The sequence below is a fragment of the Azospirillum thiophilum genome (genome assembly GCF_001305595.1).
GTDB lineage: Bacteria > Pseudomonadota > Alphaproteobacteria > Azospirillales > Azospirillaceae > Azospirillum > Azospirillum thiophilum.
Genome location: NZ_CP012402.1, coordinates 1,318,617 through 1,334,970, shown reverse-complemented (window position 1 = coordinate 1,334,970; position 16,354 = coordinate 1,318,617). Strand labels below are relative to the sequence as shown.

Annotated in this window: 7 protein-coding genes; 4 read left to right on the top strand and 3 right to left on the bottom strand. The window is 70.4% G+C overall.

Annotation, left to right across the window (positions count from 1 at the left end; genetic code table 11):
* Positions 1-109: 109 nt before the first annotated feature.
* A complete protein-coding gene (locus AL072_RS19275) occupies positions 110-3,919 on the top strand; it encodes a glycosyltransferase (RefSeq protein WP_052710047.1) in 3,810 nt (1,269 codons plus the stop codon).
* Here the strand turns inward: AL072_RS19275 and AL072_RS19270 are convergent.
* Positions 3,916-5,289 (bottom strand): tetratricopeptide repeat protein, encoded by a 1,374-nt coding sequence (locus AL072_RS19270; protein WP_144428291.1) that lies wholly within the window; start codon positions 5,287-5,289, stop codon positions 3,916-3,918. The genes AL072_RS19275 and AL072_RS19270 overlap by 4 nt on opposite strands.
* Before the next feature lie 221 nt (positions 5,290-5,510).
* On the opposite strand from AL072_RS19270, the gene AL072_RS19265 reads away from it, so the two are divergent.
* A complete protein-coding gene (locus AL072_RS19265) occupies positions 5,511-8,240 on the top strand; it encodes a glycosyltransferase (RefSeq protein ID WP_045582729.1) in 2,730 nt (909 codons plus the stop codon).
* 2 nt (positions 8,241-8,242) lie between these two features.
* Positions 8,243-10,006: a tetratricopeptide repeat protein gene (locus AL072_RS19260; RefSeq protein ID WP_045582730.1), complete on the top strand. Its 1,764-nt coding sequence runs from the start codon at positions 8,243-8,245 to the stop codon at positions 10,004-10,006.
* Positions 10,007-10,018: 12 nt separating this feature from the next.
* Here AL072_RS19260 and AL072_RS19255 read toward each other — a convergent pair whose 3' ends face one another.
* Complete coding sequence (locus tag AL072_RS19255; RefSeq protein WP_052710048.1) at positions 10,019-12,787, bottom strand: O-linked N-acetylglucosamine transferase family protein; 2,769 nt, start codon at positions 12,785-12,787, stop codon at positions 10,019-10,021.
* Positions 12,788-13,024: 237 nt separating this feature from the next.
* Between AL072_RS19255 and AL072_RS19250 the strand changes: the two genes are divergently transcribed.
* Entirely contained in the window at positions 13,025-14,395 is a 1,371-nt protein-coding gene (locus tag AL072_RS19250; RefSeq protein WP_063840351.1) for a class I SAM-dependent methyltransferase, read from the top strand.
* On the opposite strand, the gene AL072_RS19245 is transcribed toward AL072_RS19250, so the two are convergent.
* Entirely contained in the window at positions 14,381-16,273 is a 1,893-nt protein-coding gene (locus tag AL072_RS19245; protein WP_082108986.1) for a glycosyltransferase 61 family protein, read from the bottom strand. The two genes, AL072_RS19250 and AL072_RS19245, sit on opposite strands and share 15 nt — an antisense overlap.
* Positions 16,274-16,354 lie beyond the last annotated feature (81 nt).

The window sequence follows — 16,354 nt, the reverse complement described above, 5'->3', positions numbered from 1 at the left end:
GGCGCAAATGCCGGTTGACCTTCCTGCCGGCGGCTGGTGCTATGCAGCAAGAAGTTCCAGCATCCGGCCGGTCCATTATTAAGCGCCGGCCCACCTCGACCTTCAAGGCATGACCGTCAAGATCGCATTCATAGACCCGGCGAAGGGAGATTACACCCCCGAGACGCCGCGCCATCAGCCGCTTGGCGGGTCGCAATCGGCACTCTGCTATCTTGGAGAGGTGCTGGCCGCCGCCGGTCATCCGGTCACGGTGATCAACGGCACGCGTACGGCTGTCACCGTGCGCGGGGTGCGCTGCCTGCCCATCGCTTCGGTGAGCCTTGAGGATCTGCGCGCTTTCGATGTCGTGGTTGTCCTCAACGGATGTGAGCGGGAGTTGCTGCTTCGCCTGCGCACCAAGCTGGGCGGAGAGTGCAAACTGATCCTCTGGACCCAGCACGCCGTCGACCAGCCGGCTGTGGCGGACCTGGCCGAGGTCGAGGTGCGTGACTGCCTGGACGGCATCGCCTTCGTCAGCCAATGGCAGATGGAAGGGTATCTGAAAGCCTTCACCATCGATCCGGCGCGCTGCAGGGTGATGCGCAACGGGATCGCCCCGGCCTTCGCCGGCCTGTTCGGGCCGGATGAGGATGTGTTGGCGGCGAAGCCCTGGCCGCCGGTGCTGACCTACACCAGCACGCCGTTCCGTGGTCTCGACGTGCTGCTGGACAGCTTCCCGCTGATCCGGGCCGCGATTCCGGGAACCCGGCTGCGCGTCTGTTCGAGCCTCGAAGCCTATCAGGTTTCCGGCGAGCGGGATCCCTACACCACTCTGTATCAGCGCTGCCGCGAGACCGAAGGGGTGGAGTATCTCGGCGGCCTCGGTCAGGTGGCGCTGGCCGGGGTGTTGCGGGAGGCGACCTGCCTTGCCTATCTCAACCGCTTCGCCGAGACCTCCTGCATTGCCGTGCTGGAGGCGCTGGCCGCCGGTTGCCTGGTGGTGTCGAGCCGGTTGGGCGCCTTGCCGGAAAGCGGGGCCGGGTTCGCGCGCCTCATACCCGTGCCGGACAATCCGCAGGAGCACGCGCGGCGCTACGCCGAGGCGGCGGTGGCCGCCCTGACCGACCTGCGGAAGGGGTCCGGAGCCGGCCTGCGCCTGCGTGCCCAGGTCGACCACGCGAACGCCGAGACCTCCTGGGCGGTGCGGGCGCAAGGCTGGATCGCCTGGCTTGAAGACCTGCGGGCGCCGGTTCCGGTGAGGGCTGCCGCGGCGATCACCGCCAAAATCGCTTCCGCCCAGCAGCACCTCATGGAGGCCTTGGGCACCCATCTGAATTCCGGGGGCGACCGCCGGCTGGCCGACCCGGCATGGTTGGCCGAGGCGCGCGCGATGATCGAGCTGGTGGAGCGTTCGCTTCGCCTCGATCACAACGACGAGGAGGCGCGTACCGGCATCTGGGCGGCTCTGCGAGGCTATGACGCCTGGCTTTCCTACCAAACCGCGTTGCCCGAGCTGCTGCCGCCGTCCCCGCTGCCGCCCGGTGGGCGCCGGGTCTTCGACTGCTTCCAGTTCTACAATGAACTGGATCTGCTGGAGGTCCGGTTGGCCGAACTCTACCCCGTGGTGGACCGCTTCGTCCTGGTCGAGGCGACCTACACCCATGCCGGCGCGGCGAAGCCGCTGCATTATGCCGACAACCGGGCACGGTTCGCGGCCTATGCCGACAAGATCATCCATATCGTGGTTGCCGAGGATCCGGGCGGCTTCGCCTGGAACCGCGAGGCGCATCAGAGGGACGCGATCCTGCGTGGCCTGGGCGATTGCCGGCCCAGCGACATGATCCTCATCTCCGACGCCGACGAGATCCTGCGCGTCCCGGTTGTCGAGCGGCTGCGCTGGGAGCCGGACGAGGGCGCCACGCTCTTCGCTCCCCATCTAGACATCTTCCTCTACTTCCTCGACCTGAAGGCGCCCGACCCCTGGGTCTCGGTGGCTGCCGCACCCTGGGAGCTGATTCGTCGCATCGGCGCCAATCGCGCCCGCTATCTGGCCAAGCAGGGGATCGGGCGGCCGGTTCCGGATGCCGGCTGGCACTTCACCTGGATGGGGGGCGCCGACCGTTTCCGTGCAAAGCTGGAGGCTTTCGCCCATCGCGAGATGATCGCCGGCTTCGAGCGCGATCCGCAGATCAACCAAGCCCGGCTCGACCGTTTCTACGCCACCGGCCGCTTCGACGACGGTGCTTTGCCCGGCATGTGGACGGGGCTTCGGCGCGTGACCATCGACGAGCGCTATCCAGCCCGCATCCGGGACGAGCTTGCCGATTTCCGCCGTCTCGGCTGGATCACCCCTCAGGCGGAGCCCGCGCCGGAGGCTCTGATTGAGGAAGGCCGGGCGCGGGAGAGGCGGAGGGAGGGCGCTGCGGCGGAGGCGGCCTGGCGCCTGGCGGCTGCCCTTGATCCCACCGACATCGAGGCCTTCCACGCGCTTGCCGAGCGGCTGCTCGCGCGGAACGCGACGGCGGAGGCGCTTCAGCCCCTGCGCTGCTGCAGCGTGCTGGACCCCGAGGGGGTCTTCCACCTTTTCAAGCTCGCCCAAAGCCTGCTCCTGCTCCACCGGTACCGGGAGGGTGCAGAGATCCTGAGGGAGTTGATTCGCCGCGAACCGGAGGAGCATCGCGCACATGGCAACTTCGCGGTCGCGCTGAAGAATCTCGGTTTGTACGAACAGGCGGTGACGGTCGGCCGCCGGGCGCTGGCGCTGATGCCGGCCGATGCCGGCCTGCTGAACAACCTGGGACTGGCTCTGTCGATGCGGATCGGCGGAAACGAGGCGGCGGCCGGCGCCCTGTCGCACGCCTTGGTCCTGGAGCCGAACCGTGCCGACACGCGGATGAACCGCGCGCTGGTCCTGCGCGGCTTGCTCCGGCTGGATGAGGCGGAGGCCGAATGCCGCCGCCTCATCGCGGAGCGGCCCGACGAAGCCGGTGCCCACACGCTGCTGGCGACCTGCCTGCTGATGCGGGGCGATCTCGCGCCGGGGTTCCGCGCCTATGAATGGCGCACCCGGCTGGCCGATGGGCAGGTGGAGGCGCGCGGCCTGCCGACGCCGCTGTGGGACGGCGGCGATCCCGATGGCCGGCGCATCCTCCTGCACGACGAGCAGGGGCTTGGCGACGGCATCCAGTTCGCGCGCTACGCGCCGTTGCTCGCGCGGCGCGGCGCCCATGTGATCGTGGAGTGCAATGACGCGTTGGCGCGGCTCCTCGCCACGCTGCCGGGCGTGGCGGAGGTGGTCGGGCGCTCCGCCCCGACACCGGCGCATGATGGTCATGCGGCCCTGATGAGCCTGCCGCATCTCCTTGGCACGACCCTGGCGACGATCCCGTCGGAGGTGCCCTATCTCGCGGCCGACCCCTCCCTCGTCGAGAGGTGGCGGGACCGGCTGGGGCCGGCGCGGGCGGGGCTGCGCGTCGGGCTGGTCTGGGCCGGCAACCCGGACCTTCCCGACGATCCGAAGCGCTCGCCGGGGCTGGAACCCCTGCTGCCGCTTCTCGACCTTCCCGGCGTCGTCTTCGTCTCCCTTCAGAAGGGCGCCGGCCGGGCCGATCTGGAGCGGTTGGGCGGTCGGCTGCCCGTGGGCTTTCGCGATGTCGGCAACGAGCTGGGCGATCTCGCCGACACCGCGGCCGTCGTGGCGCAACTTGATCTGGTCATCTCCGTGGACAGCGCGGTCGCCCACCTCGCCGGCGCGCTGGGGCGGCCGGTCTGGACCATGGTGCGTGCGGAGTCCGAGTGGCGATGGATGCTGGAGCGCACGGATAGTCCCTGGTATCCGACGATGCGGTTGTTCCGGCAGAGGCGGGCGGGCGACTGGAGCGACGTCGTGGCGGAGTTGCGCACCGCGCTGGAGCGGATGGTCAGGGAGGCGTCACGCTAAAGGGCGTCATGCGCGGTGCGCCGCCGGACCTCGTCGTGAAGAGCCTTGCGGACGCTTGCGAAGACCGGCGCCCAGTCCAGCTCCGGCCCCTGGCGGAACAGGCGCATCGACGGATACCAGGGTGTCCGCTCGCCGGTGAAGCCGTAGACCCAGTAGGGCACATGCTGCACGAGGTTCCAGATGGGGGTGCCGAGCGAGCCGGCCAGATGCGCGACGGCGCTGTCGGTCATGATGACCAGATCCAGCCGCTCGATCATCGCAGCCGCATCGGCGAAATCCTCCAGATGGGGGCCGAGCGGCACCACAAGCCGGCCCGCCGGGCCGAGCGCGTCCAGTTCGGCCTCCTGCGGTCCTTTCTGAAGGCTGTAGAGCCGTACCCCCGGAATTTCGGCGAGGCCCAGGAACGGCGCCAGCCGCGTGGCGCGCCGGGCGTTGTCGGCGAAGCTGGGCCGGCCCGACCAGACGATGCCCACGCGCAGCGTTCCCGGCTCCCGGTTCCCCAGCAGCCGCGCGGCCTTCTCCCGGGCCTCCGCCGGAACGGTGAGCGGAACCGGCGGCGGCACGGAGGCGAGCGTCGTGCGGAACAGCATCGGCAGGGACATTTGCGATATCTCGACGTCGCAGGCCGGCGCGGAGGCTCCCCACGCCATCCATTCGTCCAGGTCGAGCCCGGACAGCACCCGCCGCAATTCCGAATGGCATTCGTAAATCGGCCGGCCGCCGGCCTTTCTGATCATCGGCAGGTAGCGGGCCGCCAGCAGGGCGTCGCCGAAGCCCTGTTCGGTCGTCACGAAGACCCGGCGCCCGTTCAGGGGTTCCCCGTTCCACGGCGTCGCCGAGGGTGGACGTGCCCGATAGGACGGAATCTGCCGTCGGGCCTCGTAATCGTCGAAGCCGTGCACATAGTCGCCGATCTGCAACCGCGTCAGCGCCCGTTCCCACCGCAGGAGCGCTGTCGGCCCACCGTTTTCGCTGATGGCGAGATCGATCGCCGCCAGGGCTTCGGCATACCGTCCCGCCTTGCGGAAGGCGACCACGCGGTTGAACAGGACCGTCCGGCCGCGGGGCTCCAGCCGGAAGGCCTCCTCCTGCGCCGCGACTCCTTCGGCAAGGCGTCCGGCTTCGGTCAGCGCGTTGCCGAGATTGGTCCAGATCCCGCCGTTGTCGGGCGCATGTTCCAGCCCGCGACGGTGGCAGGCGATGGATTCCTCCGGCTTTCCGGCGCGGCGCGACAACAGGCCCAGGATGCTCCACGCCTCAGCGTCGGACGGATCGGCGTCGAGCGCCGCCTCCGCGGCCCTGCGGAGCCGGTCATCCTCCCGGTCATCCTGATTGCGCGCCTTGCCGGCGTCATCCGCTTCGATGTGCATAGTGAACCATATTGCGCAAGACTGTCACGATGCCTGGACGCGTGGCGATCATGCCTTGAAGGCCGAGGGGAGCGGGCGCTAAATACATAGGCGATGGAACCGTTTGGGCAGCAAACCCTGCATCATAGCACCCGCAACCACCGGCATGAAGGTCATAGGCTTTTGCGACGTGCGACGCTGACAGGCGAGCGCGGGATCACCGGGCAGGCGGCAACCGGCCGATGACGGACGATCTCGATTGGGTGAACACGCATCGACGGGCGCTGGCCGCCGATCCGGCGGAAGCGGTGTCCTGGCAGCGCCTGGCGTTGGAGGCGTACCGGGCCGGCAAGGGGCCGCAGGCCCTGTCGCTTTTCATCCGCGCCGCCTGGTTGCACGGAGACGGCGCCGCCCTGGAACGGCAGATCGAGGGGGTGATCACGCCTGCCCTCAACCAGGCCGTGGTGTTGATGCAGAGCGGGCGGGTCGACGAGGCTGCCGCCCTCATCGAGCCTTTGGGCGAAATCGTCGCGCCGCGTGACGACTTCGCCCATATTCTCGGCGTTCTGCGGCTGGTTCAGGGACGCGACGCCGAGGCCGCGCGTTTGCACGCGGCATCCCGGAGGGAGGAGAGCGGCCTTGGCGTCGCCCTGGCCGGGATCGCCCGCCACCGTGCCGACTACGATTTCATCGGCACGGTCGTCATTCCCGTTTACCGGATGGAGGACACGATCGAGCGGGCGCTCGACAGCGTCCTGGCGGCGGTCCGCTATCATCGCGCAAGATCCGGCCAAGCTGACGCGCAGGTCCATATCTGCGTCGTGGACGACGCCTCCCCCGACGATTCCGCGGCACGGGCGCTGCGTTGGGCGCGGGCGCATGCCGAACTGAGCGTCGCGATCATCGCCAACAACCGCAACCGGGGGGCAGGGCGGACACGCAACGTGGGCGCCGCCGCAGCGCTGGGCCGCTATCTGTGGTTCCTCGATGCCGACGATCATTATCTGGAACCGCACCTCTTCCTGACGATCCAGGCTTTGGACGAGGCCCCCGAAATCGGATTCGTCCGCACCGGGATGATCTTCGACAGCATCGACGCCGAGGTGACTCCGGTTTGGCGGCAGGCATCGGAAAACTGCTATCCCGGCAATCTCTGCGTCCGGCGCGACTGCCACGACCGGATCGGCGGCTTTCCGGAGGAAGCGCCGTTTCACCCGGCGGTGGCCGACGATGTGGCTTACGGCCGCGCCTTGCACCGCCGGTTCGATGGCTTGAAGCTTTCCGAGAAGACCGTCCACTACACGATGCGGCCGGGCAACGCGCTGGAGCGGCAGCGGGCCGAGATGACCGGCGGCGCCCTTTCGACGGAGCGCCAGCGGCCGGACAACCGCTTCGTGGCAATCGAACTGCTGACCCAGCGCCGCCTCTACAGCTTGGCGACCGATGCCGGACCCAGGCCACCGCCGCCGCCGGTCGATGCTGCCGTCTGGCTGGAGAAGGGGAAGGAACTGATCCGCGGCCAGCAGCCGGAACCCGCGATTGCCGCGCTGGTCCGGGCGGCGGCCCTCGATCCCGCCAATTCGACGGTCTGGTTCGAGTTGGGGCTGGCGGCGAACCGGCTCAAGCGTGACGGCCTGGCGCTCCGCGCGTTCAAGGCGGTGGCAAGCCTTCATCCGGATGCGGGAGGAGCGCGCTTCAACCTTGCCTCCTTGCGGTTCGAGCAGGGCGCCTTCGATCCGGCCGCCCGCACTCTGCGGGAGGCGCTGGCGCTCCGGCCGGAACATGGCGGTACCCTGTTCCTGTTGGGGCGGACGGAGCGGCGGCGGGGACAGGCGGGTGTCGCGCGCGGGATTCTCGACCGGGCCGTCCGGGTGGAACCGGACCGGGGGGAAATTCGCGCGGAACTGGCGGCAGTGGCCCTCGATCTCGGCCTTGATCTCGGCCGTGCAACGGGGGCGGTGGAGCATGCCCGGCGTGCGCTGACCCTGGCGCCCGACCTGTTCGACGGCCATTCCGCCCTTGCCGGCGCCCTGGAGACGCTCGGCCGGCCGGATGCGGCGCTGGGAGGCTGGGAGCGGGCGATCCGCAGCAACCCAGGCCGGGCGGAGGGCTTTACCGGGCGTGCCGTCAACCTGCTCACCCGGCGGTACGGGCCTCCGCCCCTGCCGGCGCCGAGGGCGGAGGCGGGGCGCCGGCTTGCCTCCACCCTGCTCGGCCGGCATGGCCGGTTCGGCAACCAGCTTCTGCAATATGGGGTCCTGCGCCTGTACGCCGCGCGGCATGGTCTCACCCTGGAAGTGCCGCCCTGGCCGGGGCGCCATCTCTACGGGCTGGACGATCCGCTCCCCGGCCCGGCCTTGCCCCGCCTGCCGGAGCGGGAGGTCGAGGCCAGCGTCATGGCGTCGCTCGGCGGCGTGGGAGGCGAGGTGCTGGCCGACCGGGACGTCACCGCCTATTTCTGCGGCGACACCGGCTTCCTGGCACCTTACCGGGAGGCCTTCCGCGGCGTCTTCACGCCGGGACCGCAGATCCGGCCCTGGGCGGACGCGCTGACCACCCGCCTGCGCGCGGCCGGCAGCACGGTGGTGGCGCTGCACATCCGGCGCGGCGACTTCGGCTGGGGCCCTTTCTGGATGGCGCCGGAATCCTGGTATCTGCGCTGGCTGGACGCGGTCTGGCCCAGCCTGGACCGGCCGGCTCTCTACGTCGCGACGGACGATCCGCGCTGCCTCTCCGCCTTCGCCGCCTACCGGCCGCTCTGCGCCCGTGATCTGGCGGAGCCGGTCCCCGGGGCGGAGTTCCTCACCGACTTCCATGTCCTGTGCGAGGCCGATCTGGTGGCGGTGTCCAACAGCAGCTTCTCCTTCGTGGCGACCATGCTGAACCGGCGTGCCCGAAGCACCGTCCGTCCCGACAGGACCCGGCAGGCGCTCGTTCCCTTTGCCCCCTGGTCCGCTCCGGTCCTGCTGTGACGATGGAAGCCAGCCGCCCCGACGCGCTGCAAGCCGGTCTCGTCCACCATGCCGCCGGCCGCGCGGCGGAGGCGGAGAGCGCATACCGGGCGGTGCTGGCCGCCCATCCGGGCCATCCCGACGCCCTGCATCTGCTGGGGGTGCTGGCGCTTCAGCATGGCCGGCCGGCGATCGCGGTGCAGTGCATCGGGGAATCCATCCGGCAGAACCCCGGCAACGCGGCCGGCTTTTCCAATCTCGCCGGCGCCTTGCGCCAGCTTGGTCGGCTCGAAGAGGCGCGGGCGAGCGCGCGCGTGGCGCTGGCGCTGGATCCCGGCTTTTACGACGGCCTCGACACCCTTGCCGAAATCCTGTCCGACCGGGGGGAGCATGGTGCCGTGGCGGACACGCTCGGCCGTCTGCTGCTGCTCAACCCGTGGCAGACGGAACCGAGGCTGCAACGCGCCCACGCGCTCCTCCTCGCCGGCCGGAACGAGGACGCGGTCGAGACGCTGATGACGCTGCTCGGCATGACGCCGCTGTCGGTGGCGGGATACACCAACCTGGGCGTGGCGCTGCGCCGGCTCGGGCGGGTGGAGGAGGCGATGGCCGCCTATCGCAGCGCGCTGGGCTTCGCTGCCGGACAACCGGGAACCCTCAACAACCTTGGCATCACCTTTCAGGATCTCGGCCGTTACGAGGAGGCCGCCGCCTGTTTCCGCCTCTCCATCGCCGGGCAGCCGGACGGCTCCCACGCCCATCTCAACCTCGGTCTCGTCGCGCGCGACGAGATGCGGGTGGACCAGTCCATCACGCTGGCACGCCGCGCTGCCAGGCTGGAGCCGGCGCTGGCCGAGGCGCACACGGCTCTGGCCCACGGCCTCCTGATCAAGGGCGAGTTCAGTGAGGGTTTCGCGGAGTATGAATGGCGGTCCCGCATGGCGGACTTCTCCTCGCCCCGCCGCGACTTCGCTTCGCCCGTCTGGGACGGATCCCCGCTTGCTGGCCGCACCCTGCTCGTTCATGACGAGCAGGGGGTGGGGGACACGATCATGTTCGCGCGCTACGCCGCACTGCTCCAGACGCAGGGTGCGCGGGTGTTCCTGGACTGCAACGGGCAACTCGTCCGGCTGCTCTCGTCGATGCCGGGGATTGCCGGCGTCGTTCCCCGCTACGATCCGGCACCGCCGCACGATTTCCATGTGGCGCTGGCGAGCCTGCCTTACCTGCTGCGCGCCACTCTCTACACCATCCCCGCGCCGCTCGCCTATCTGCGGGCCGAACCGGCACTGGTGGAGAGCTGGCGCGCGAGGCTCGGTCCGCGGCGCGGTCTGCGCATCGGGCTGGTCTGGGCCGGCAACCCGGAGTTCAAGGGCGACCGGCTGCGGTCCCCCGGCCTGGCGGCCTTCCGGCCCCTGCTCGATCTGCCGGGAGTCTCGGTCTATGGCCTTCAGAAGGGGACGGGGCGGGGCGATCTGGAGCGGTGCGGGCCGCTACCGGCCAGCTTCGTCGACCTGGGCGGGGACATCGCCGACTTCGCCGATACGGCGGCGATCATGGAGACTATGGATCTCGTCGTCAGCTCCTGCACCGGGCCGGCCCATCTCGCCGGCGCGCTCGGCCGGCCGGTCTGGACCGTGCTGCCCTTCGCGCCCGACTGGCGGTGGCTGGAGCACGGCGTCTGCACGCCCTGGTACCCGACCATGCGTCTGTTCCGGCAGGAGCGGCGCGGCGACTGGACCGCGGTCGTGGCGCGGCTGTGCAGGACACTGGAAAGCATCATCTGACCCACGCCTGTTTCACCGCTGAACCGGGTGGGCATTCGGTTCCACCGTGAAGGCCTCCGGCGGCAGTCCGGCCGCGTGGCGGTCCCACATGATCTTGTAGGCGCGCTCCAGAGCCCGGGTGAAGCGAGGGCTGTCGAACAATGGCGCCGTGGTGCGCCCGGCCTCCAGCCGGCGGCGGAAGGCGGCGAGCGTCGTCGGCTCTCCGGCCAGCCGCACCGCCCGGTCCTTATACTCCGCGAAGGAGTGGGTGACCGTCTCCGTCAGGCCGGCGGCGTGCAGCAGGCTGGAGGCAACCCTGGACGCGAAGGTCTGGCCCTGCATCGTCAGGACGGGCAGCCCCATCCACAGGGCGTCGGAGGTGGTGGTGTGGCCGGTGTATGGGAAGCTGTCGAGCGCCAGATCGGCAAGCCGGTAGCGGGCGAGATGCCCGGCCTGCGGACGCTGGGGGGCGAAGACCAGCCGCGCCGGTTCGACGCCATGGCGCGCCGCCTCCCTCCGCAGGTTGGCGGTGGCGTCGCTTCCCGCCTCCAGGAGCCAAAGCGTGCTACCCGGCACGCGGCGCAGGATGCGCATCCAGAGGCCGAACAGGGCAGGAGAGATCTTGAAGGCGGCGTGGAAGGCGCAGAAGACGACGCCTTTGTCGGGCAGGCCGCAGGCCGCGCGCGTCGGCACGGGGGCGTCGGCCGGCCGGCGGCGGTCGTTGACCTGATAGCTGTCGGGCATCCGCACCAATTGCTCACGGTAGAAGGGCTGGTGCTCGGGCGGCGTGACGATGCCGTCGCCGATCGCATAATCCAGCAGATCCGCGCCCAGTGGTCCCGGATAGCCCAGATAGGCCACCTGGATGGGCGCCAGACGCCGCGCCAGCAGCGACAGCCGGGCGTGCTGGGTGTAGCCCTTGAGGTCCACCAGGATGTGGATGTTGTCCTCCGCGCACAGCGCCGCGACCGTGTCGGGATCGGCGTGCCGCAGGTCGCGAAAGCGGTCGAAGCCGGCCTCCAGCCGCCGCCGCATGGGACTTCCATCGTCCATGCCGTAGGAATAGCCGAAGACGGTGAAGCGCGTCCGGTCGTGCAGTTCGAAGAGTTCGGCCGTCAGGTAGGCGGTGGCGTGCTCGTGGAAGTCGGCGGAGAGGTAAGCGACGTTCAGCCGCCCCCCTGGGGAGACGGGCCGTCGCACGGCCGCGGCCGGTGAGACCGGTCCGACGGTCGCGCGGTGGAAATGGCGGGCCGCGCGGTCCTGCTGCGCCGGGCTGGTCCCGATGAGCAGGCTCAGCAGCGGCAGCACGAGCCCCTCGTCGCGGTCGATGACCTCCACCAGCCGGCGGCAGGTCTCCTCGTGGGTCCGCCAGTCGCAGAGGGACAGGCTCGCGAACAGGCGATTGCAGAGCGTTTCCGTCCGTTCCGGAGCAAGCCGATGGGCGTGGTCGTAGCCCTGAACGGCCTGTGCCATCCGCTTCGCCGCGCGCGAGGTATGGGCGGTCTCGTGCCAGGCATCCGCCGACTCCGGCTGGAGCGCCAGCGCCCGCCGATGAGCGTCCAACGCCTCGTCGCCGCGATGCTCGTCGCGGAGCAGGGTGCCGAGCCGGGTGAAGAGCAGGGCGTCCGGCTGAAGGCGCAGCGCGCGCCGGATCAGGATCGCGGCGAGGCGGGGGCGGGCAGTGCGTTCCAGCAGGGCGAGATTGCTGAAGGCATCCGCGAGGTCCGGCTGCAGGACGATGGCGAGGGCGAAGTGCCGCCGCGATTCCTCCAGCCGCCCGAGCGAAAAATCCACCACCCCCAGCAGGAAGGCCGCCGCCGGCTGGTCGGCCGAAGCAGCGAGGATCGCGCGGCACAGCACGCTGCTCTCCTCCGGCTTTCCCTGCTGGTAGAGGGCGAAAGCCCGGCCCAGCGCCTCTTCCGGCCCGGAATGCGGCGTTCCGGCCGGCGACCCGTGGCTGAGCGGGCGCGTGACCGTGCCGCCGTCGGGCGTGGAGAGGGTGCGGGGGTCCAGCTTGCGGGGCAGGGGATAGCCCGCCAGATGCAGGATGCCGAGCGGGGCGTGGGGAAGCTCCGGTTCCAGCAGCAGCCGGCCGTCTGCGGAGCTGAAGGGCGTGGCCCGGAAGCAGATCCAGTTGCAGCGCGCCGGCAACTGGCTGAACGGCAGCCCGCCGGTGCGCAGGGCTAGGTTCAACGCAACCTGTTCGCTGACGAAGAGCACGGTCCGGCGGAGGGACTCCGCCAGCAGGCGCGCCCAGAGTGCCCAGTGTGGCGCGTCGCGGCGCGCGGCGAAGACCCCGCAGTTCAGCAGCGGGTAGGCGAAGAGCCGGCGCGCCGTGGCCTCGTCGAAGCAGGCCTTGTACCAGTCATGGAGGTGATGGGCGTAGGGCGCGCCGTCGTAGAAGGGCGTGTAGGCGCGGTCGAGCTCCGGCACGATGGCGAAGCCGGTCGCCGCCGCACCGGCCAGCAGCAGCTCGATTGCCGACCAGTCCTGCACCCAGCAGTCGGCGTCCAGCCACAGGATGACGGTGGCGTCGGGAACATGGCTCGGGAGATGGGGGCGCGACACCATCGCCTTGAAATACTCCGGCATCGGCCGGCCGAAGGGATGGTCCCAGCCGGGGACCGCCAGCCGTGCCCCCTTGCCGGTCAGCCAGCGCCGTTCCTCCACCCCGAGCCCGAGATCGAGGACGGTGATGGGAACCCCGGCGCCTTGTGGAAAGGCGCGGATCGAGCGGACGAGCCCCTGGAGCAGCGGGAAATAGGCGTCGTCGCCGGCCGTCGCAATCGCGAAGGGATGCACCGGTCAGCTCCCGGCCGGCATTCCTCTCCCGCGGCGGGGGAGGGGCTGGGGAAGGACGAGGGGTTGTTCGAAGCGGGAGCCGGCGCTGTGTTCCATTCGTCCCCTCCGTCCATCGATCAGGGCATGGACCCTGCATCATCGGCCGGGTCTTGGCAATCCCGCGGGCGCCTTGCCTTGGCGGCGTGTTCCGCCCCATGGTCCCTTGTCCCTGGGTTCACGCTCGTCCGAGGTCTCGGTATGCCCTTTCGCCTGCGACAGACCTGCCGGGTCTGCGGTTCGCCCATCCTGCTGCCGGTCATCGATCTCGGCCTGCAGGTCCTGCAGGGGGCCTTCGCCAAGCCGGGACGGCCGGCGCCGGCCGAGGTGACGCTTCCCATGCGGCTCGTGCGCTGCGGCGCCGACCGGGACCCGGCGGCCTGCGGCTTGCTGCAGACCGCCGCCAGCGTGCCCCCCGAACTGCTGTACCGGACCTATTGGTATCGGTCGGGTCTCAACACGACGATGCGCGATCACCTGCGCGGCATCGCCGAACAGGCCGGGGCGCTGGCCGGATTGTTGGCCGGCCGGCCGGTGCCGGCGGTGCTCGACATCGGCTGCAACGACGGCACCCTGCTCCTCTCCTACCCTGCCGCGTCGCTGCGGGTCGGGGTCGATCCGTCCGACATCGCCGCCGGGCTCGAGGGCGACGTCACCGTCGTCAACGCCTTCTTCCCGTCCGACGACGCCCTGGCGGAACTCGCCGGCACCCGGTTCGACATCGTGACCTCCATCGCCATGTTCTACGACATCGAGGACCCTTGCGGGGCGGCGGCGGCGATCTCCCGGTTGCTTGCTCCGGACGGGCTGTGGGTGCTGGAACTGTCCTACCTGCCGCTCATGCTGTTGCGGAACGCCTTCGACACGGTTTGCCACGAGCATCTGGAATATTACAGCCTCGCCGTGTTGGAGACTGTCGCGCGGCGGGCCGGGCTGCGGATCTTCCGGGCGGAGGTCAACGGGATGAACGGCGGCAGCATCCGTTGCTTCGCCTGCCACGCCGCGAACGACCGGTTCGGCACGGCGGAGGATCGGGCCTTTCTGGAGGCGCTGCGGCGGCGGGAGGCGGCGATGGGGCTGGCGACGGACCGTCCCTACCGTGCCTTCCAAGCGCGGGCGGAGGCCCTGCGGGAGGAGGTGGCCGACCATCTGCACGCCGTCCGGGATGCGGGCGGGCGCGTCCATGTCTATGGCGCCTCCACCAAGGGCAACGTCCTTCTGCAATGGTGCGGCATCGGCCGGGATCTCGTCGAGTGCGCCGCCGACCGCAACCCCGACAAGGTCGGCGCCGTCACGCCGGGCACCGGCATCCCGATCGTTTCGGAGGCGGAGTCCCGCGCGCTCAGGCCCGACCTCTATCTCGTGCTGCCCTGGCATTTCCGCCGCGAGTTCCTGGAGCGCGAACGCGCGACGGTGATGGGCGGCACCAAGCTGCTGTTTCCGCTGCCCGGCGTCGAGATCGTGGAGGCGGGGAACTTCGAGCAGGCCCTGGCCCGCTTGGATTGCATTGAGGCGCTGCTGCTGGGGCAGGACCAGGGGAGGGAGCTCGGCGACGGTTCACCCCGTCCCTGATCCCGTGGGCGGGCGAGCCAGAACCTCATCCAGCAGCCTGCCGAGCGCGTCGGGATCGATCCGCACGGGGACGTCGAGCCGGGCGAGCAGATCGTCGGGCCGGGTGGCAGGATCGTCGGTGAACCCGCCGGCCAGATGGTGGAAACGGCCCAGCAGCGGGATCTGCACGCCCATCTGCGGGTTCCAGCGGGAGTCCGGATGGAAGAAATCGGGATTGCAGAGATGCACCCACCGCCCGCCCGGCGGCAGGAAAACCTGGTTGGCGGTGGCCGCCCCGACCGGGGCCACCACCACCTCCGCCTCCGCCATCAGCTCGATCGTTTCCAGCACGCCGAGCCGTTCCGGCTGCAATGTTTCGAAGCCCCGTTCCGCCAGCAGGGCCGCGACCTCGGAGTCGTTGGCGATGCGGTGCTTGGGCGCCGCGCCGCGCCGCGACAGGTAGAGGCGCCGCGTCGGCGGCCCGCCGCTGCGCCGGTGCGGCAGCAGCCGTTCCCGCAGCCAGCGATAGGCGACGGGATAGGGAATGGCCGATGGGACCGCCGCCCGGCTCAGACGGTAGAGGACCTGGGCGCTGTCCGGACCCGCCAACTCCCGCGCGTCGATGACCTGTTCGGCCGGCAGGCCGGCGAGTTGGAGCATTTCCCGATGATAGGGACGCACGTCGAAGAGAAGCACCGGCAGGGAGCGTGTCTCGGCCCCGCGCTCCCGCACCATCAGCCTCGGCAGCACCTCCACGAGGAAATGCCAGTAATTGGGCGTGGAGGGGAGGAAGAGCACCGGGCGGTCGATCGCCACCGTCCGGTAGAGCGGACGGGGCAGGCGGAAGGCGCCCGCCGTGGCGCCGGGGGTCACGGCGACCAGCGGCACCCGGGAGCCGTGCACGACCGTGTCGGCCACCTCCCGCAGAAGGAACCGCCGGCCGGCCAGCAGGTGGCTCTCGTAGTTGTCCTTGACGTAGAAACCCTGAACGACCTCGATCTCCGCGGCGAGCGCCACGCCAACCGGTTCCCGCGCGAGCGCCGACAGCCGGTCGATCTGGGGGCGCAGCCAACCGGGGCTCGCCGATGCCAGCGTCTCGTCGGGCTCCTGGGCCGGGGCTCGCCATGTCTCGTGGCGGAAGCCGGCGGCGGCGCACCAGGCCCGGAAGGGCAGCAGGGTCAGAGGGAAGCGGTCGATGTCCAGGGGCGGGACCTCGGGGAAGTCGAGCGGGTCCTTGATCGCGAGAAGCTCCATGGCGAGGGCCGGACGCTCGACGAGCAGCGCCACCCGCACGAGCCGTTCCAGCAGGTCGCGAAGGGCTTGTGTGACGGCGGGCGCCCCCCGCAGGAGGGAGAGCGCCTGTTCGCAGAAACGCGCGGCGCCCTCCAGGTCTCCGCCGCCGAACGCGCGAACGGCGGCGCGCTCGCAGAAGCCCGCGTAGACCTCCCGCAAGGGAAGGAAGCCGGGAGCCCGCGACACGCCCCGCCGCAGCCAGGAGACCGCTTCCGGCTCGTCGCCGATCTGGCCGTGCAGCAGGGCCAGCGCGAGGTGGGTCGCTCCGTCCTCGGGCCGCAGGGCCAGGGCGCGCCGATGATGGTGGCAGGCTGCCGGCAGCCGGCCGGCGGCCTGCTCCAGGATGGCGAGGTTGCGGCGAGCCTCGAAGAAGCCGGGGGCCAGCGCCGCCGTGGCGGTGAAGAGCGCGCGCGCCGCTTCCAAGCGGCCTTGCCCGAACGCGATGGTGCCCAACAGGCAGCGGGTCTCCGCCTGTTCCGGCCGGGCGCGCAGGATCGAGCGGCAGAGATCGCCCGCCTCCTCGGCGCGACCGGCCTGATGGAGCGTGAACGCCCGGTCGAGGGCGTCGGCGAGCGTGATGGCGCCTTGCGGCGGAACGGCTTCCATCCGACAATGGTTAGCATTGGCCGCCGGCCCGCCGACAGGGCTTTTCCGGATGGCGCTTTTTTCGGTGGCGTCCGTGAGGGG

Bases quoted from the DNA above. Each gene is read 5' to 3' on its own strand.
- AL072_RS19245 (WP_082108986.1), bottom strand. From the start codon at position 16,273: ATGGAAGCCGTTCCGCCGCAAGGCGCCATCACGCTCGCCGACGCCCTC.
- AL072_RS19270 (WP_144428291.1), bottom strand. From the start codon at position 5,289: ATGCACATCGAAGCGGATGACGCCGGCAAGGCGCGCAATCAGGATGAC.
- AL072_RS19250 (WP_063840351.1), top strand. From the start codon at position 13,025: ATGCCCTTTCGCCTGCGACAGACCTGCCGGGTCTGCGGTTCGCCCATC.
- AL072_RS19265 (WP_045582729.1), top strand. From the start codon at position 5,511: ATGACGGACGATCTCGATTGGGTGAACACGCATCGACGGGCGCTGGCC.
- AL072_RS19275 (WP_052710047.1), top strand. From the start codon at position 110: ATGACCGTCAAGATCGCATTCATAGACCCGGCGAAGGGAGATTACACC.
- AL072_RS19260 (WP_045582730.1), top strand. From the start codon at position 8,243: ATGGAAGCCAGCCGCCCCGACGCGCTGCAAGCCGGTCTCGTCCACCAT.